Genomic DNA, 16,916 nt, shown 5'->3' with positions numbered 1-16,916 from the left:
TCCGTTCGTATTTGGCGCCCCGGAGTGTCGGGGAGAAGGGTGTCGAGGGAGAGGTTGGACTCCAAGACCCGCAAAGCGTTCCTCGCCGTGAGCCTCGTGGCCATGGCCGCCGCAGTGGCCCGCGCGCAGCCCGCCGACCCGATCGGCGACCTCCTTTCGCGCCCCGCGCCCGCGACCCAGACGGCGCCCGCGCCCGTTCCGCAGACCGTAACGCGGCCCCTGTCGGCCGCCGACCAGTCGGCCTTCGCCCAGGCGCTGGCTTCCGCCCGGCGCGCGGACATCTCGGGCGCCCGGGTCGCCATCGCGGCGATCTCAGATCCGCTGGCCAAGAAGGCGGCGACCTGGGCGCTCGTCGACGCCTGCGCCGACTCGCTGAGCTTCTTCGAGGTGGACACCGCCCGGCGCGAGCTGGCCGGCTGGCCGCGGGCCTTGCGCCGCCAGGCGGCCGCCGAGAAGCTGCTGGAGACCTCCGGCAAGACCCCGGCCCAGGTCGTCGAGTGGTTCGCCGGCCAGCCGCCGCAGACCGCCTACGGCGCCATGGCGCTCGCCGCCGCCTACCGCATGAGCGGCCGCCACCAGGAGGCCGCCGACCTGATCCGGGCGTGGTGGCGCGGCAAGAGCTTCGAGGCCGACGCCCAGCGGCGCATGCTGGCCCGCTTCTCCGACGTTCTGACCATGGACGACCACGTCCGCCGGGCCGACATCCTGCTCTACGGGCCGCAGGGACCGGCGGCGCGCGAGATGGTGGCCATGCTGCCCGCCGACCAGCAGGCCGCCGCGCTGGCCCGCATCGCCTTCCGCTCGGACGCGGCCAACGCCAACGACCTGTTCGCCGCCCTGCCCCCCGAGGCGCAGACCTCTCCCGGCGTGGCCTTCGAGCGCGCGGCCTACATGCGCCGCAAGGGCCTGGACACCATCGCCCTGACGCAGATCGCCTACTTCCCCAAGACCCTCGTCACCGACGAGCAGGCCCAGAAGATGTGGGACGAGCGCCGCCGGCTGACGCTGGCGGCCATGAAGAACGGCGACTGGCGCGGGGCCTACCAGGCCGCCGCCAACTCCGGCCTGACCGAGGGGACCGACGCCACCGAGGCCGAGTTCTACGCCGGCTGGATCGCGCTGACCCGGCTGAACGACCCGGCTGCGGCGGCGCGCCACTTCGCGGCCATCGAGCGCATCGGCTCCTCGCCCATCACCAAGGGCCGGGCCTTCTACTGGCAGGGCCGCGCCGCCGAGGCGCGGGGCGACCAGAGGGCGGCGGAAGCCTTCTACAGCCAGGGCGCCCAGCACCTGACGACCTTCTACGGCCAGCTTTCGGCCGAGAAGCTGGGCCTGCGGCTCACCCTGCCGGCCGATCCCGTCCCCACCGCCGCCGACCGCGCCCGCTTCGAGGGCCGCGAGGTGGTCCAGGCCGCGCGCCTGTTCGCCGATCAGGGCCAGCGGGACCTGTTCCGGGTCTTCGCCCTGCACATCGACGACATCGTGCCGACGACCCAGGAGGCCGCCCTGCTGGTGGACCTGATCCGCGGCTACGGCGACCAGGACACCTCGATGAAGGCCGTCCGGGCCGCCGCGCAGCGGGGCCTGGTGCTGGCCGACCGGGGCTATCCCTACCGCACGCCGCCCACCGTGGCCGGAGGGCCGGAGCCGGCCCTGGTGCTGGGCATCACCCGCCAGGAGAGCGGTTTCGATCCCCGGGTGCGCTCGGGCGCCGACGCGCGGGGCATGATGCAGCTCCTGCCGGCGACGGCGGCCCACGTGGCCAAGCGCATCGGCGTGAACCATTCCACCGAGATGCTGTGGGACCCGGACCACAACATGCAGTTGGGCTCGGCCTTCCTGGGTCAGCTCGTCGACCGGTTCTCCGGCTCGTACATCATGGCCGCCGCGGGCTACAACGCCGGTCCCGGGCGCCCGCCCCAATGGGCCGCCTACTGCGGCGACCCGCGCGGCGGGAGCACCGATCCCCTCGACTTCATCGAGTGCATCCCCTTCTCGGAGACGCGCAACTACGTGATGCGGGTCATGGAGAACATGCAGGTGTACCGGGCCAAGCTGAACGGCGGCTCGGCCCCGATCACGCTGTCCAGCGACCTGAAGCGCGGGGCCTACGGCTATTCGGCCCCCCAACCCCTGGTGACGGCGAGCCCCTGAAACCTCACGTCGGCAGCTTGCGGACCCGGTCGTAGGCCAGGAAGAACAGCACCGCCCAGACGAGATCGATGGCCGAGAAGCCGGCCACGGTCCAGGGCGTGCGGCCCATCAGGAACAGCGGCAGGACCGCGGCGGGGAAGCTCACCTTCTCGATGATACAGGCGACCATGGCGGGCCAAAGCCGGCCGGGGTCGCGGGAGACGATCAGGAACAACACCTGGAAGGCGAGCGTCACGCCCGCGAAGCCGTACCAGAGTTCCGGGTGGGACACCGGCCGTCCCTGCGCCGCCTGGGCGCCTTCGAGGAAGTACATCGGCGCGATCACCGCGATCCCGTAGATCCCCGCCGCCAGGAACACCCACCGCGCGAACCGCATGGCCTGAATCTCCATCAGCGTCCCCCTCTGCGCGCCGCCACGACCGGCCCGGCGGCGGTCTCCTCCAAACGTCCATCGAGCCGGAAGGCCCGGGCGAGCACCTCGGGCGTTAGCGCGTCCCGGGGTAGGCCCTGGGACTCGATCCGCCCCTCGTTCAGCACAATCAAGCGGTCGCAGAACCTGGCCGCAAGGCCCAGGTCGTGCAGGGTGACGACGACGGCCGCGCCCCGCGCCGCCTCCTCGCGGAACAGCTCCAGCACCAGGAGCTGGGCGTCGGGGTCGAGGCCGGCGATGGGTTCGTCGGCGACCAGCAGCGGCGCCCGGGCGGCCAGCAGGCGGGCCAGCAGCACCCTCGCCCGCTCGCCGCCGGACATCTCGAGCACACCCCGATCCTCCAGGCCGGCCAGCCCCACGCGGGCCAGGGCGGCGAGCGCGCGGCGTCGGGCCTCGGCGGCGGGGACGGACGGCGCGCCCAGGCTCGCCACCCGCCAGGCGGTCATGTTCCAGCCCAAGTGGCGCTCCTGGGGCAGGTAGGCGCAGAGCGCGGCGCGGGCGGGCTCGCTGAGCGCCAGGACCTCGCGGCCCGCGAGTTCGGCCCGCCCCCGCTCCGGGCGCGCGAGGCCGAGCGCCGCGCGCAGGAGGGTGGTCTTGCCGGCTCCGTTGGCGCCCAGGACGCCCAGCACCTCGCCGGGGCGGGCCTCCAGGCTGACGCCGTCGAGCACCAGGGCGCGGCCGCGGCGGACGGCCACGCCGCGGAGGGCGAGCGCCGGGGTCATCCGCGCCAGCTCCGAGCCGCCCGCCAGGCGATCAGCGCGAACAGCGGCGCGCCGAACAGCGCCGTGACGACGCCCAGCTTCAGTTCCAGGTCGGTGGGGATCACCCGCGCGGCGATGTCGGCGGCGGCGAGCAGGCCCGCGCCGGCCAGCGCCGAGGGCAGCAGGATGCGGCCGGGGTCGGCCCCCGCCCCTGCCCGGACGAGGTGCGGGGCGGCCAGGCCCACGAAGCCCACGATGCCGGCCATGGCCACCGAGGCGCCGGCGAGCAGCGAGGCGCCGGCCACGGCGGCGGCCCGCAGCCTCGTCATCGGCAGGCCCGAGAGCGCGGCGGCCTCCTCGCCGAGCGTCAGCATGACGAGGCCCCGGGCGGCGTAGGCGCAGAGCGCGGCTCCGGCGGCGAGGGCCGGGAGCTGGCGGGCGATGTCGCCCCAGTCGCGGTTCTCCACCGAGCCCAGCAGCCAGGCGAACACCTCGGCCAGGGTCACCGGCGAAGGCGAGAAGTTGAACACCAGCGAGGTCAGCGCGCCCGCGAAGGCCGAGAGCGCCACGCCGAACAGGATCAGGGTCTCGGGCTCCCGGAACCGCGCGGCGAGCCAGGTGAGCGCCAGGCCCACGGCCAGCGCCGCCCCCAGCGCCGCGCCCTCGATGGCCCCGGGCGTGGCGGCAAAGCCCAGGGAGATGGCGAGCGCCGCCCCCAGCCCCGCGCCGCCCGAGACGCCAAGCACCCCGGGATCGGCCAGCGGATTGCGCAGCAGGCCCTGCATCACCGCGCCGGCCAGGCCGAGGGCGGCGCCCACCACCAGGGCCGCGGCGGTGCGCGGCAGGCGGATGGCGAACAGCACCTGGCCCGGCCCCGAGGCGGGATCGGCGAAGGCCTGGGCCACCTGGGCGCCCGACAGCCGGGTCTCGCCCAGGAACAGGCCCGCCACGGCGAGCGCGGCCAGAAGGGCGAGAAGGCCCAGGTTGAGGGCGAGCGTCCTCACCGGCGGGCCTCGGCAGCCAGCAGGGCCGCGGCCTCGGCCGCCCCCCAGTCGGGGCAGCCCAGCATGGCGCCCGGAAGGCTGGCGACGGCGCGCTCGCGGGCCAGGCGCTGGAGCACCCGGTGACGGCCCACGCCCCAGGTGTCGCCGGCGAGCTGGAAGGTGTCGAAGAAGCCGAGCACCACCGCCCGCGGCGGGTCGAGGGCGAGTTGTTCGAGCGAGACCATGTGGTAGCCCGGCCGGGTCTCGGCGTTCACCATGCCGGCCGCGCGGAGCACCGCGTCCACCAGGGCGCCGGGGCCGGCCGTGACGCCGGAGGGCGTGAGATAGACGGCGCTCGCGCCCTTCCACGCCCCGCTCGCGGCGGCCAGGCGGGCGTCCATCCGGGCGACCAGGGCCTCCCCGGCCGCGCCGCGACCGAGGCTGGCGGCCACCTTGCGGATGCTTGCGCGGACCTCGTCGAACCCTCGCGCCTCGGGGATGGTCACCACGCGGACGCCGCGCCGTTCCAGGGCCGCGATCAGACGCGGGTCGCCGCCCCAATAGCGGACCACGACGTCGGGCCGGACGGCCAGGGCGCTCTCAAGGTCGACGCGGCGCTTCGGCAGGCCCCTGGCCAGCGCGCGCAGGCGGGAGTCGGCGTCATCCGCGCGGGTGGACAGCCCCACGATCGCCTCGCGTGGGCTCAGCGCCAGGACGTACTGGTCGGCGCACTGGTCGAGGGAGAGCACGCGCGGAGCGGCGGCGGCGGACCCGGCGAACGCCAGGGCCAGGGCCGCGCCCAGGATCAGTCGATGACCAGGCCGTTCAGGACGCCTTCCTGCATCACCTGGATCAGCTCCTCGCTGTCGGCCCATTCGAAGCCGGGCCGCGAGGTCATCAGGGCCACCACGCCGTGGCAAGCCATCCACAGCGCCTGGGCGGCCGAGTCGGCGCCGCCGGTGCGCAGGCGGCCCGTCGCCGCGATCTCGCGGACCACGCCGGAGAAGATCTCGTAGCATTGTCGGCTCAGGTCCGCCGTGCCTTCCGGCCAGGGGACCGCAGATACCGGACGCGGGACGCAATAGACAAGCTGGTAGGCGTTCGGATGCTCCAGCCCCCAGCGCATGTAGGCGTCGAGCATCATCCGCACCCGGACCACGGGGTCCAGCGGCTTGGCGGCGATGTCGCGGTTCCTCTCCAGCAGGTCGCGGATCGTCCGCTCGCAGATCTCGAGGAGGATGCAGCCCTTGTCCGGGAAATGCATGTAGAGGGCGGTCGAGGAGACCCCCACCTCGTCGGCGATCTTGCGGATGGTCGCGCCCTCGTAGCCCTCGGCCACGAAGATGCGTTCGGCGGCCTCCAGGATCTCGGCCCGCCGCAGGTGGCCATCGCCCTTGGCCTTGCGCGCGCTCTTGCGCGTCGTGGTCCCCAAAGCAGTCACTTCACTCACTTCCCCAAGCTCCCCTTGAGCTTTAGGGACCCCAAATCGGCGGCCCTGGCAAGACTCCCGTGGGGGAAGGCGGACGCCAAGTGCTTGACTGGCTTGGGCTTCGCGGCCGGTTTTCATCGGGCGGGCGGGGGCCGGGCTGGACGGCGCGCCCGGCTTGCGCTTCAAGGCGCCCATGAGCCGCCCGATTGTCGCCGACGCGCCCGGCGTGATGCGCACCGAAGGCTGGGCGGACTACGCCCTGCTGGACTCAGGGGGCGGCCGCAAGCTGGAACGCTACGGCTCCTACACCGTCATCCGCCCCGAGCCGCAATGTCTGTGGACGCCGCGCAAGCCCGCCCTGTGGGACAAGGCCGACGCCGTCTTCGACCCCACCGACGAGGAGGACGCCGGACGCTGGCGCTTCCAGGGCAAGCCCAGGGAATCCTGGCCGCTCTCTTGGGGCGAGGCGAGGTTCCTGGGGCGGTTCACGGCCTTCCGGCATCTGGCCTTTTTTCCCGAGCAGGCGGCCAACTGGGCGTTCCTGGACGAGAAGGTTCGGGCGGCGGGACAGCCGAAGGTGCTGAACCTCTTCGGGTACACCGGCGTCGCCAGCCTGGTGATGGCGGCGGCCGGGGCCGCCGTCACCCATGTGGACGCCTCGAAGAAGGCCGTCGCCTGGGCCCGGGAGAACGCCGAGCTCTCCAAGTTGGCCGACCGGCCGATCCGCTGGATCGTCGAGGACGCCCGCCGCTACGTGCAGCGCGAGGTGCGGCGGGGCTCGAAGTACGACGGCGTCATCCTGGACCCGCCGAAGTACGGGCGCGGACCCGACGGGCAGGTTTGGCGGCTGTTCGAGGACCTGCCTGAACTTGCCGGGCTATGCGCCGAACTTCTTTCGGAAAACGCCTCCTTCCTCATCCTCAACGCCTATGCCGAGCGGATCTCGGGCGCCGCGCTCTCGGGCCTGCTGGCCGAGAAGCTCGCGGGCCGCGGCGGACGCATCGACTGGGGCGAACTGGCCCTCGTGGAGGACGGCGGGGAGCGGGCCATCGGCATGAGTTTCTACGGGCGGTGGTCGTCGGGGGGACCGGCATGAGGGCCGTCACCTCGCTCAGCAATCCCACGGTGAAGGCCGTCCGGGCGCTGCACCTGCGCAAGGACCGCGACGAGACGGGCCTGTTCCTGGCCGAGGGCCTGAAGCACGTCATCGAGGGCGTCGACACCGGTCACGCACCGAAGATCCTGATGTACGGCCCGGAGGCGGCCAAGCATCCCCTGCTGAGGCGGGCGGCGGACGCCACGCGGGGCGCAGGCGGCGAGGTCATCGAGGTGACGCAGGACATCCTGGCCAAGATCTCCAAGCGCGACAATCCGCAGGCCGTGGTGGGCGTCTTCCCGCAGATGTTCCGGCCGCTGTCGGCGATCGACCCCAGGGCCGCCGACTGCTGGGTGGCGCTGCACCGGGTGCGCGATCCCGGCAACCTGGGGACCATCGTGCGCACGGCCGATGCGGCCGGCTGCGGCGGGGTGATCCTGGTGGGCGAGTGCTGCGACCCCTATTCGGTGGAGGCCGTGCGGGCGACCATGGGGTCGATCTTCGCCGTGCCGCTGTCGAAGGCGAGCGAGGCCGAGTTCGCCGCCTGGCGGAGGGGCTGGCCGGGCTCGGTGGTGGGGACCCTGCTCACCGCCACCCACAGCCACGCGACCGCCGAGTACCGCAAGCCGGCGCTGATCCTGATGGGCAACGAACAGCAGGGCCTGACGCCCGAGATGGCCGCCCTGCCCGACCTGAATGTGAAGATCCCGATGCGCGGCCGGGCCGACAGCCTCAACCTGTCGGTGGCCACGGGCATCATGATCTACGCCGCCACGGCCTGAGCGGCGCCCGTTCCCTGCGCAGCGGCCGCATGGCGGCGCCGAGAAATTCGCATTCCGGAGAATTGAGGCCGTTCGAACCCCGTTCCCCCTGGGGCGGACGCGGCGGGCCTCGCTACCCCTTGGACGCACGCGCCGGAACGGCCGCAGAGGGGATTTCGACAGATGGGGACAGGCGTCCAGAGGACGACGCGACGACAGTTGCTGTCGGCGATCGCGCTGGCGGGCGGCACGGCCGCGCTCTACCAGGCCATGACCACGCTGGGCCACGCCGCCGAGACGCAGTTCACGGGGCCTCCCAACCTCTCCGGCGCGCGCAAGGGGGCGACGGTGCTGGTGCTGGGCGCGGGGCTGGCCGGGCTGCTGGCGGCCTATGAGCTCACCAAGGCCGGCTACAAGGTCCGCATCCTGGAGTTCCAGAACCGGGCGGGCGGCCGCAACTGGAGCCTGCGCGGCGGCGATACCTACACCGAGCTGGGCGGCGCCACGCAGAAGATCGGCTTCCAGCCCGGCAACTACCTGAACCCCGGCCCCTGGCGCATCCCGCACCACCACCGCACGCTGCTGCACTACTGCCGCCAGTTCGGCGTGGCGCTGGAGCCGTTCATCCAGTTCAACCACAACACCTACATCCACTCCTCGACGGCGTTCGGCGGCAAGCCGGTGCGCTTCAAGGCGGCCAAGGCCGATTTCGAGGGCAACGTCGCCGAACTGCTGGCCAAGTCGATCAACCAGAACGCCCTGGACGAGGCGGTCACGGCCGAGGACCGCGAGCGGCTGCTGGAAGCCCTGCGCGGCTGGGGGATGCTGGACAAGGACTACCGGTATGTCTCCAGCCTCCGGGCGTCGGCGCACCGGGGCTACGAGCGGCCGCCCGGCGGCGGCGTGAACGGCGCGCCGATCCCCTCGCCCCTGCTCGACTTCCACGACGTGCTGGACCCGCAGGTGTGGACCTCGATGAGCTTCTTCATGGGCCACGAGATGCAGACCACCATGTTCCAGCCGGTGGGCGGCATGGACATGATCGGCAAGGCCTTCGCCCGCCAGGTCCAGGACCTGATCACCTACAACGCCAAGGTCAGCAGGATCGCTCAGGACCGGAAGGGCGTGGAGGTCACCTACACCGACACGGCCAGCAACACGGTCCAGACCGCCAAGGCCGACTGGTGCGTCTGCACCATCCCGCTCTCGATCCTCAGCCAGATCGACATGCAGGTGACCGACGAGATGATGGCCGCGATCCGCGCCGTCCCTTACTCGGGCCAGGTGAAGATCGGCCTGGAGATGCGCCGCCGGTTCTGGGAGGAGGACGACTCCATCTACGGCGGCCACAGCTTCACGGACCAGGAGATCGGCCTGATCTCCTATCCCAACAACGACCTCTTCGGCCGGGGGCCCGCCGTGCTCCTGGGCGCCTTCGCCCGCGAGCCCGGGGCCTACTGGCTGGCCGGCATGACGCCCGAGCAGCGGATCGAGGTGGCCCTGGCGCAGGGCTCGGTGATCCACCCCGGCGCCTACCGCAAGGAGTTCATGACCGGGGCGTCGGTGGCGTGGAGCCGGGTGCCCTGGGCGCTGGGCTGCTGCGCCCGCTGGAGCGAGGAGACCCGCAAGGAGCACTACCAGACGCTTGTGGCCATGGACCGGCGGATCGTCCTGGCGGGCGAGCACGCCTCGTACGTCGGCTGCTGGATGGAGGGCGCCCTGCTCTCGTCGCTCGACGCCATCACCCGCCTGCACAAGCGCGCCCTGGAGGCCTGACGATGACGCGATCCCTCCTGTTCGCGGCGGCGCTCGCCGCCGTGGCCGTCCCGGCGGCGGCCCAGGCGCCGGCCCAAGCTTCTGGGGGTGGCGACACCGGCGGCGGCGTGGTCCGCTATCGCCAGCCCACGACGGGCGCCGAGGTCTATGAGCGGATCTGCCAGGCCTGCCACATGGCCGATGGAAAGGGAGGGACGGGCGCCGGGTCCATCCCGGCCCTGGCGGACAATCCGAAGCTGTCGGCGGCGGCCTATCCGATCATGGTGGTGACGCGCGGCGCCGGCGCCATGCCGGGTTTCACGGGCATGCTGAGCAACGCCCAGATGGCCGAGGTGATCGGCTACGTGCGGACCCACTTCGGCAACGCCTATGCGAAGCCGGTGACGGCGGCCGACGTGGCGGCGCTGGCCCCCGCGCCGCCGACGCCCAGCCATTAGAGCGCGATCAGGCCCCGCGCGGCTTGGCCCGGGCCGTGGGGGCGGCCTGGGCCGGGTCTTCCGGCCAGACGTGCTTGGGGTAGCGCCCGCGCATGTCCGAGCGGACGTCCTTCCACGAGCCCCTCCAGAAGCCCGGCAGGTCCTGGGTCGTCTGGATCGGCCGATGGGCCGGCGAGAGCAGGCTGAGCGTCAGCGGGACGCCGCCCACGGTCGGATGCTGGGACAGGCCGAACACCTCCTGCACGCGCACGTCCACGCGAGGGCCCGCCTCGGCGGCGTAGTCGATGGCGAAGCTGTTGCCGGTGGGGGCGGTCCAGCGGGCCGGCGCCTCGGCCTCCAGCCGGCGCTGCAGGTCCCAGGGGACGAGGGTGCGGAGCGCGCCGTCCAGGACGTCCGGCTTCAGGGCGGCGAGCGAGCGGACGCCCGCCAGCAGCGGGGTCAGCCAGTCGTCCAGCGTCTCGACGAGGGCGGCGTCCGACAGGTCCGGCCAGGCGGGGTCGCGGGCGCGCAGGAAGGCCACCCGCTCGCGCAGGCTCTCGGCGGACGCGCTCCAGGGCAGGACGCGCACGCCCTCGCGCCGGACCCGGTCGGCCAGCGCCCGGGCGACGAGCGCCGGGTCGGGATTGTCGTCCACCTCCTCGCGGAGGGTGAGCCGGCCCAGGCGGGTGAGCCGCTTGGCGCGAAGGCGCCCGCCGCCGCTCTCCTCAAGGCGCTCCTCGACCTCGAACTGGTCGGCGAAGGCCGAAAGCTCGGCCTCCTCCAGCGGCGCGGCCAGCAGGATGCGGTCGCGGCGGTCCCCGCCCCCCAGCTCGGCCACCGCCAGCCATTTCTCACGCGCGAGCGCGTCGGTGGGCTCCACGAAGGCGCCGCGGCCGCTGACGAGCTGGAACTCCCCCTGACCGCCGCGCGCCTTGGCCACCCGCTCGGGATAGGCGAAGGCCAGCAGCAGGCCGTCGGACAGCGGCTCGCCCCTGCCCTGTCGGCCCGCCAGCGCGGCCCAGCGATCGGCCAGCGCCCGGGCGTCCCGGCCCCGGGGCGAGCGATCGCGGTCGAGTTGCTCCAGGCGATGGCGCAGGTCGGCGTCGCGGCCGCCCAGGCCCCGCTCGGTGACGAGCGCGGCGATGCGGGCGGCGCGGACCGCCTGGCCGGTGTCGGCGGCCTTCAACACCATGTGGGCCAGCCTGGGCGCGAGCGGCATGTCGGACAGGGCCCGGCCGTGGGCCGTCAGCACGCCCTCGCCGTCCAGGGCCTCAAGCCTCCGCAGCAGGGCCCGGGCCTCGGCGAAGGCGGCGGCCGGCGGCGGATCGAGGAAGGCCAGGTCCCTGGGGTCCTTGGCGCCCCAGCGGGCGAGGTCGAGGGCCAGGCCCGAGAGGTCGGCGTCGAGGATCTCGGGATCGCCATAGGCCGGCAGCGCCCGGGTCTCGGCCTCGTCCCACAGGCGGTAGCAGGCGCCCGGCTCGGTGCGGCCCGCCCGGCCGCGGCGCTGGTCGGCGGCGGCGCGGCTGACGCGGACGGTGGCCAGGCGCGTCAGGCCGCTCGCCGGATCGTAGCGGGGCACGCGGGCCAGGCCGCCGTCGATCACCACGCGCACGCCCTGGATGGTCAGGCTGGTCTCGGCGATGGAGGTGGCCAGCACCACCTTGCGGCGGCCCGGCGGCGCGGGCGCGATGGCCCGGTCCTGGTCCTTCGGATCGAGGGCGCCGTAGAGCGGATCGACGTCCACGTCCGGCCGGCGGAGGCGCTCGCGGAGGCGCTCGGCGGTGCGCAGGATCTCGCCCTGACCGGGCAGGAAGACGAGCAGGCTGCCGGTCTCCTCCGAGAGCGCCCGTTCGACGGCGCGGACGACGCGGTCCTCCAGGCGCTGGGTCTCGTCGCGGCCGAGGTAACGGGTCTCGACCGGGAACACGCGGCCCTGGCTCTCCACCACCGGGGCGTCGTCCAGCAGGCGGGCGACCGCCGCGCCGTCCAGGGTGGCCGACATGACGAGGAGGCGCAGGTCGTCGCGGATCAAGCCCTGCGAATCGCGGGCCAACGCCAGGCCCAGGTCGGCGTCCAGGCTGCGCTCGTGGAACTCGTCGAAGATCACGCAGGCCACGCCCGCCAGCTCCGGGTCGGAGAGGATCATGCGGGTGAAGACGCCCTCGGTGACCACCTCGATGCGCGTGCGGGCCGAGACCTTGGACTGCATCCGCACCCGGTAGCCGACCGTGCCCCCCACCGGCTCGCCCAGCGTCTGGGCCATGCGGTGGGCGGCGGCGCGGGCCGCCAGCCGGCGCGGCTCCAGCACGACGATACGCCCGTCCCCGACCCAGGATTCGCCCAACAGCTCCAGCGGAACCACGGTGGTCTTGCCGGCCCCGGGCGGCGCCACGAGCACGGCGGCGTTCCGCCGGGCGAGCCGCGCCTTCAACTCAGGCAGGATGTCGTGGACCGGAAGCATCCCGGCGGCTCTAGCGAATGGCGCCCGCCCCCGCCAGCCTTGCCGCTTGACCTAGAGGCGCCAAGCACGCAACGGTCCGCGCCAGCTAATTCAACGGCGGCCGGGGGGCCGCTGCTCGGAGGGAATATGTGGCGTGTTAAGCCGCTCGACGCGATCCTGGCGACCGCGGAGAAGAAGTCACTTCACAGATCGCTGGGCGCCTTCCAGCTCACCATGCTGGGCATCGGCGCGGTCATCGGGACCGGGATCTTCGTGCTGACCGCCGAGGCGGCCCAGAAGGCCGGCCCCGGCATGATGCTGTCGTTCGTCATCGCCGGCGTGGTCTGCGCCGTGGCCGCGCTCTGTTACGCGGAAATGGCCTCGATGGTGCCGGTCTCCGGCTCGGCCTACACCTACAGCTACGCCGTGATGGGCGAGCTCGTGGCCTGGATGGTCGGCTGGGCCCTGATCCTGGAATACGCCGTCGCCGCGGGCGCTGTGTCGGTCGGCTGGTCCGGCTATGTGGTGGGGCTGATCGAGGCCTCGTTCGGGATAGACATTCCCGCCCAGCTCACCCTCGGTCCGTTCGACGGCGGCCTGATCAACCTGCCGGCCATGGGCATCGCGGGCCTGGTCACCTGGCTGCTGGTCATCGGCACCAAGGAGAGCGCCACGGTCAACGCCATCCTGGTGGCCATCAAGGTCGCGGCCCTGACCCTGTTCATCGTGCTGGCCGTGCCGGTGATGAAGATGGAGCAGTTCACGCCGTTCGCCCCGCTCGGCTTCGCCGGCATCTCGGCGGCGGCGGCCTCGATCTTCTTCGCCTACGTGGGCTTCGACGCCGTCTCGACGGCGGCCGAGGAGACCAAGAACCCGCAGCGCAACATGCCCATCGGCCTGATCGGCTCGCTCGGCATCTGCACCATCTTCTACCTGCTTGTGGCCGCGGGCGTGATCGGCACCGTGGGCGCTCAGCCGCTGATGGGAGCCAACGGCGCCCACCTCGAGCCGGGCAGCCGCGAGCTGGCCGCCGCCTGCTCGGCCATCGGCGACGGCGCCGTCGTCTGCTCGAAGGAGGCCCTGGCCTGGACCCTGCGCTCCATCGGCTGGCCGCAGATCGGCAACCTGATCGGCCTCGCCGCCGGCCTGGCCCTGCCCTCGGTCATCCTGATGATGATGTTCGGCCAGACCCGCATCTTCTTCGTGATGAGCCGCGACGGCCTGCTGCCGGCCGCGTTCTCCAAGATCCACCCGAAGTTCAACACGCCCCACGTGATCACCATCATCACCGGCGTCGCGGTGGCGCTGTTCGCGGCGTTCTTCCCCGTGGGCCAACTGGCCAACATCTCGAACTCGGGGACGCTGTTCGCCTTCGCGGCCGTGTCGATCGCCGTCATGGTGATCCGCAAGACCGACCCGACGCGCCACCGGCCGTTCAAGACGCCGCTGATCTACCTCACCGCCCCGATCGCCGTGGCCGGCTGCGTCTACCTGTTCTTCAGCCTGGACCCGAAGAGCAAGCTGCTGTTCCTGATCTGGGCGGCGATCGGCCTGCTGGTCTACTTCGGCTACAGCCGCTCGCGCAGCCACGTGGGCCGCGGCCTGGTCGAGACGCACGAGCTCGATCCGGACGCCCCGCCGCCGCCCGTCCCGGGCGAGTGACGAAAGACGGAGAGGCCCGGGCATTGTCCCGGGCCTTTTCTTTAGGGACACGAACCCCGATCATGGGGGCGACATGAACGCTCCCGCTCCGCCCCTGCCCATCCGCGCCCTCATCGCGCCGGTCACGCCCCTCCAGCAGAACTGCACCATCGTCTGGTGCGTGAAGACGATGAAGGCCGCGATCATCGATCCCGGCGGCGAGGTCCCGCGCCTCCTCCAGGCCCTGAAGGACCAGGACCTGACGCTGGAGAAGATCTGGATCACCCACGGCCACCTGGATCACGCGGGCGGGACCGCGGCCCTGAAGGAGGCCACCGGCGCGCCGATCGAAGGCCCCCACCCCGACGACCAGTTCTGGATCGACGACATCGGGACCTCGGGGGCCAAATGGGGCATGCCGGATGCGCGCAGCTTCACCCCCGACCGCTGGCTGCACGACGGGGACACGGTGAGCCTCGGCGAGACCGAGTTCGAGGTCATCCACTGCCCGGGGCATACACCCGGCCACGTGGTCTTCTTCCATCGGCAGGCGCGGTTCGCCCAGGTGGGCGACGTGCTGTTCCAGGGCTCCATCGGGCGGACGGACTTCCCGCGCGGGAACCACGCCGACCTGATCGCCTCGATCACCCAGAAGCTCTGGCCCCTGGGCGACGACGTGCGCTTCGTCCCCGGCCACGGGCCGATGTCGAGCTTCGGCCAGGAGCGGCGCACCAATCCGTTCGTGGCCGACGCGGTGCTGGCCGGCGAGTAAACGCGGTGACACACGCGTTTCAGCCGGGACATTCGCGCGTTACCGCGCCCGCCCATGCTGGGCGCCATGGAGCTTGCTGCTGACATGCCGGGCACGGGCGCCCGCATCCTGATGGTCGACGACGATCCGGGCATCCGCGACGTCGTCTCGGATTTCCTGGGCCGCCACGGCTACAAGGTGGAGACGGCCGGCGATTCCGCCGAGATGGAGCGGGTTCTGGAACGCGGCCCCGTCGACCTGATCGTACTGGACGTCATGCTGCCGGGCGAGGACGGCCTGGCCATCTGCCGCCGCATCACAGCCTCCGAAACCGCGCCGCCGGTCATCATGCTCTCGGCCATGGGCGAGGACACCGACCGCATCGTGGGCCTGGAGCTGGGCGCCGACGACTACCTGGCCAAGCCGTGCAATCCGCGCGAGCTGCTGGCGCGGGTGCGCGCCGTGCTGCGCCGGGCCGAGCAGCGCAGCAGTTCGAGCGCCATGGGCGCCGGGTGCGAGTTCGCCGGCTGGCGGCTCGACCTCGTGCGGCGCGAGCTGCGCTCGCCGGAAGGCGTGGTGGTGAACCTGTCGTCGGGCGAGTTCTCCCTGCTGCGCGCCTTCGTGGAGCGGCCGCAGCGGGTGCTGACCCGCGACCAGCTCCTGGAGTTCGCCCGCGGCCCCGACAGCGACGCCTTCGACCGCGCCATCGACGTCCAGATCAGCCGCCTGCGCCGCAAGCTGGACGACGGCGGCAACGGCAACGACCTGATCCGCACGATCCGCAACGAGGGCTACATGTTCACCGCCAAGGTGAAGCGCGCATGACCCCGGCGGGGCGTCCGACGGCCTCGTTCTTCGTCCAGCTCCTGACGCTGACCGGACTGACCCTGGTGGCCGCCTGGGCCATCAGCATCCTCTTGCTGTTCGCCCTGCCCCCGCCGGTGCCGGACTTCTACCGGCTGGGCGAGATCGAGCGGACGTTCCAGGGGACGCCCCCCGTCTTCACCGAGCGCCGCCCGCTCGTGTTGGGCGAGCAGGCGAAGCCGCCCTCGCCCGAGCTCGAGGGCCGCAACATGCCCCAGATCCGCGCCAAGCTGGCGCGGGACATGGGCGTCGCCGTCGCCGACGTGGTGATCGCCGGCGAGCGCGGCCCGCTTTCGGACCGCCGCGTCGGCCGCATCCTGCGCGACCGCGCCCAGCGGGCCGGTTTCAGCGAAGAGCACTTCCTGATCGAGCCCTTCCGGGTGGGCATCCGCCAGCCGGACGGCCGCTGGAAGGTGGTGGAGCCCCAGGCCGGCGTCGGGCTTTCGGCCTGGCAGCAGCGGCTGGCGCTGTGGTTCGTGCTCTCTGCGCTCGCCATGGCCCCGGTGGCGTGGATCTTCGCCCGGCGGCTCTCGGCGCCGATCACGCTCTTCGCCAAGGCCGCCAAGCGGCTGGGCCGCGACCCGCGGGCCGCTCCGCTGGAGCTCAAGGGCCCCAAGGAGATCGAGGTCGCCGCCCGGGCCTTCAACGACATGCAGGAGCGCCTGCGCCGCTACGTCGAGGACCGCACGGCCATGGTCGGCGCCATCGCCCACGACCTGCGCACGCCGCTCACCCGGCTGCGTTTCCGCATCGAGGGCCTGCCCGAGGAGCAGCGCGGAAAGATCGCCGCCGACCTCGATCAGATGGAGGCCATGATCACGGCCACCCTCGCCTTCGTGCGCGACACGACCCGGGCAGCCGAGCGGACGCCGCTGGAGCTGTCGTCGCTGCTGGAGAGCCTCTGCGACGAGATGGCCGAGACCGGGGCCAAGACCCAGATGGAGGTCGGCGAGAAGGTGGTGGTCGAGGGCGATCCCATGGCCCTGCGCCGCCTGTTCGCCAACCTGCTGGAGAACGCCGTGAAATTCGGCGGCGGGGCGCGGGCCCGCGTCTTCCGCGACGAGGCCAACGCGGTCGTGGAGATCGAGGACGACGGCCCGGGCATTCCCGTCTCCGACATCGAGAGGGTCTTCGAGCCGTTCTACCGCCGCGAACCGTCCCGCAGCCGCAAGACCGGCGGCATCGGCCTGGGCCTGGCCGTCGTCCGCTCCATCGCCCGCGGCCACGGCGGCGACGTGACCCTGGACAACCGCGACGGGGGCGGCCTGAGGGCCCGCGTGCTCCTGCCCCTTTAAGGGGCCGACCCTTCGCGTTTTCGGCGCCGGCGGGCCCCGCGCCCGGACTCCATCGAGGCCCTCAGGCGCGAATAGGGCGCGTTCCCACGCAACCTCTATCGGCTCTCGGTGGTTAGCCTGACCGCAGACCCCGTGAGGCGCCATGTCCGAGCCAGACCACAGTCAGGACAAAGTCCCCC

At 72.6% G+C, this 16,916-nt stretch carries 15 protein-coding genes; 9 read left to right on the top strand and 6 right to left on the bottom strand.

All coding sequences use genetic code 11. The annotated features are described in order from the left end of the window. The first annotated feature begins 54 nt into the window (after positions 1–54). The gene (locus tag ACK4TT_RS02770) at positions 55–2,154 is read left to right on the top strand and encodes a transglycosylase SLT domain-containing protein (protein ID WP_409638648.1); all 2,100 of its coding nucleotides are present in this window, start codon (positions 55–57) and stop codon (positions 2,152–2,154) included. 4 nt (positions 2,155–2,158) lie between these two features. Here ACK4TT_RS02770 and ACK4TT_RS02765 read toward each other — a convergent pair whose 3' ends face one another. From ACK4TT_RS02765 to ACK4TT_RS02745, 5 genes are read right to left on the bottom strand one after another with little or no spacing between them, the layout of a single operon-like run. Then, positions 2,159–2,530: a hypothetical protein gene (locus ACK4TT_RS02765; RefSeq protein ID WP_409638651.1), complete on the bottom strand. Its 372-nt coding sequence runs from the start codon at positions 2,528–2,530 to the stop codon at positions 2,159–2,161. 14 nt (positions 2,531–2,544) lie between these two features. Further along, complete coding sequence (locus ACK4TT_RS02760; RefSeq protein WP_409638654.1) at positions 2,545–3,306, bottom strand: ABC transporter ATP-binding protein; 762 nt, start codon at positions 3,304–3,306, stop codon at positions 2,545–2,547. Further along, a complete protein-coding gene (locus ACK4TT_RS02755; RefSeq protein WP_410212355.1) occupies positions 3,303–4,289 on the bottom strand; it encodes a FecCD family ABC transporter permease in 987 nt (328 codons plus the stop codon). Before ACK4TT_RS02755 ends, ACK4TT_RS02760 begins: the two co-directional genes overlap by 4 nt. Beyond that, entirely contained in the window at positions 4,286–5,017 is a 732-nt protein-coding gene (locus ACK4TT_RS02750; protein WP_409638660.1) for an ABC transporter substrate-binding protein, read from the bottom strand. Before ACK4TT_RS02750 ends, ACK4TT_RS02755 begins: the two co-directional genes overlap by 4 nt. A gap of 56 nt (positions 5,018–5,073) precedes the next feature. Continuing rightward, positions 5,074–5,709 carry a TetR/AcrR family transcriptional regulator gene (locus ACK4TT_RS02745; RefSeq protein WP_409638663.1) on the bottom strand — a complete coding sequence of 212 codons (636 nt, stop codon included), beginning with the start codon at positions 5,707–5,709 and terminating at the stop codon, positions 5,074–5,076. A gap of 181 nt (positions 5,710–5,890) precedes the next feature. Here ACK4TT_RS02745 and ACK4TT_RS02740 point away from each other — a divergent pair, with 181 nt between their 5' ends. The 4 genes from ACK4TT_RS02740 (at position 5,891) to ACK4TT_RS02725 (ending at position 9,767) form a co-directional block, all read left to right on the top strand. Further along, positions 5,891–6,793, top strand: coding sequence for a class I SAM-dependent methyltransferase (locus ACK4TT_RS02740; RefSeq protein ID WP_409638666.1), 903 nt, complete (start codon positions 5,891–5,893; stop codon positions 6,791–6,793). After that, on the top strand, positions 6,790–7,575 hold the full coding sequence (locus ACK4TT_RS02735) for a TrmH family RNA methyltransferase (protein ID WP_409638669.1): 786 nt from the start codon (positions 6,790–6,792) through the stop codon (positions 7,573–7,575). Before ACK4TT_RS02740 ends, ACK4TT_RS02735 begins: the two co-directional genes overlap by 4 nt. Before the next feature lie 162 nt (positions 7,576–7,737). Continuing rightward, on the top strand, positions 7,738–9,330 hold the full coding sequence (locus tag ACK4TT_RS02730) for a flavin monoamine oxidase family protein (RefSeq protein ID WP_409638672.1): 1,593 nt from the start codon (positions 7,738–7,740) through the stop codon (positions 9,328–9,330). Between the two features lie 2 nt (positions 9,331–9,332). Next, on the top strand, positions 9,333–9,767 hold the full coding sequence (locus tag ACK4TT_RS02725) for a c-type cytochrome (RefSeq protein ID WP_409638674.1): 435 nt from the start codon (positions 9,333–9,335) through the stop codon (positions 9,765–9,767). 7 nt (positions 9,768–9,774) lie between these two features. Here the strand turns inward: ACK4TT_RS02725 and hrpB are convergent, their stop codons facing one another. Next, the gene (gene hrpB, locus ACK4TT_RS02720; RefSeq protein WP_409638677.1) at positions 9,775–12,207 is read right to left on the bottom strand and encodes an ATP-dependent helicase HrpB; all 2,433 of its coding nucleotides are present in this window, start codon (positions 12,205–12,207) and stop codon (positions 9,775–9,777) included. Positions 12,208–12,333: 126 nt separating this feature from the next. Here hrpB and ACK4TT_RS02715 point away from each other — a divergent pair, with 126 nt between their 5' ends. The 4 genes from ACK4TT_RS02715 to ACK4TT_RS02700 all read left to right on the top strand — a co-directional run bounded on the left by ACK4TT_RS02715 (position 12,334) and on the right by ACK4TT_RS02700 (position 16,737). Then, positions 12,334–13,848 (top strand): amino acid permease, encoded by a 1,515-nt coding sequence (locus ACK4TT_RS02715; protein WP_409638680.1) that lies wholly within the window; start codon positions 12,334–12,336, stop codon positions 13,846–13,848. A gap of 73 nt (positions 13,849–13,921) precedes the next feature. Continuing rightward, positions 13,922–14,599, top strand: coding sequence for an MBL fold metallo-hydrolase (locus ACK4TT_RS02710; protein ID WP_409638683.1), 678 nt, complete (start codon positions 13,922–13,924; stop codon positions 14,597–14,599). 54 nt (positions 14,600–14,653) lie between these two features. Then, a complete protein-coding gene (locus ACK4TT_RS02705) occupies positions 14,654–15,403 on the top strand; it encodes a response regulator (protein WP_409638686.1) in 750 nt (249 codons plus the stop codon). Then, positions 15,400–16,737, top strand: a complete 1,338-nt coding sequence (locus tag ACK4TT_RS02700; RefSeq protein ID WP_410212354.1) for an ATP-binding protein — start codon at positions 15,400–15,402, stop codon at positions 16,735–16,737. Before ACK4TT_RS02705 ends, ACK4TT_RS02700 begins: the two co-directional genes overlap by 4 nt. The last annotated feature ends 179 nt before the right edge of the window (positions 16,738–16,916 follow it).

This window comes from Phenylobacterium sp., assembly GCF_046463815.1.
Taxonomy (GTDB): domain Bacteria; phylum Pseudomonadota; class Alphaproteobacteria; order Caulobacterales; family Caulobacteraceae; genus Phenylobacterium.
The sequence above is the reverse complement of the archived record's forward strand: the minus strand, read 5'-3'. Positions and strand labels throughout refer to the sequence as shown.

What these genes read in the sequence shown, in the direction of transcription:
- ACK4TT_RS02760 (WP_409638654.1), bottom strand. Translation starts at nt 3,306, where the DNA reads ATGACCCCGGCGCTCGCCCTCCGCGGCGTGGCCGTCCGCCGCGGCCGC.
- hrpB (WP_409638677.1), bottom strand. Translation starts at nt 12,207, where the DNA reads ATGCTTCCGGTCCACGACATCCTGCCTGAGTTGAAGGCGCGGCTCGCC.
- ACK4TT_RS02710 (WP_409638683.1), top strand. Translation starts at nt 13,922, where the DNA reads ATGAACGCTCCCGCTCCGCCCCTGCCCATCCGCGCCCTCATCGCGCCG.
- ACK4TT_RS02740 (WP_409638666.1), top strand. Translation starts at nt 5,891, where the DNA reads ATGAGCCGCCCGATTGTCGCCGACGCGCCCGGCGTGATGCGCACCGAA.
- ACK4TT_RS02705 (WP_409638686.1), top strand. Translation starts at nt 14,654, where the DNA reads ATGCTGGGCGCCATGGAGCTTGCTGCTGACATGCCGGGCACGGGCGCC.
- ACK4TT_RS02765 (WP_409638651.1), bottom strand. Translation starts at nt 2,530, where the DNA reads ATGCGGTTCGCGCGGTGGGTGTTCCTGGCGGCGGGGATCTACGGGATC.
- ACK4TT_RS02715 (WP_409638680.1), top strand. Translation starts at nt 12,334, where the DNA reads ATGTGGCGTGTTAAGCCGCTCGACGCGATCCTGGCGACCGCGGAGAAG.
- ACK4TT_RS02725 (WP_409638674.1), top strand. Translation starts at nt 9,333, where the DNA reads ATGACGCGATCCCTCCTGTTCGCGGCGGCGCTCGCCGCCGTGGCCGTC.
- ACK4TT_RS02735 (WP_409638669.1), top strand. Translation starts at nt 6,790, where the DNA reads ATGAGGGCCGTCACCTCGCTCAGCAATCCCACGGTGAAGGCCGTCCGG.
- ACK4TT_RS02730 (WP_409638672.1), top strand. Translation starts at nt 7,738, where the DNA reads ATGGGGACAGGCGTCCAGAGGACGACGCGACGACAGTTGCTGTCGGCG.
- ACK4TT_RS02700 (WP_410212354.1), top strand. Translation starts at nt 15,400, where the DNA reads ATGACCCCGGCGGGGCGTCCGACGGCCTCGTTCTTCGTCCAGCTCCTG.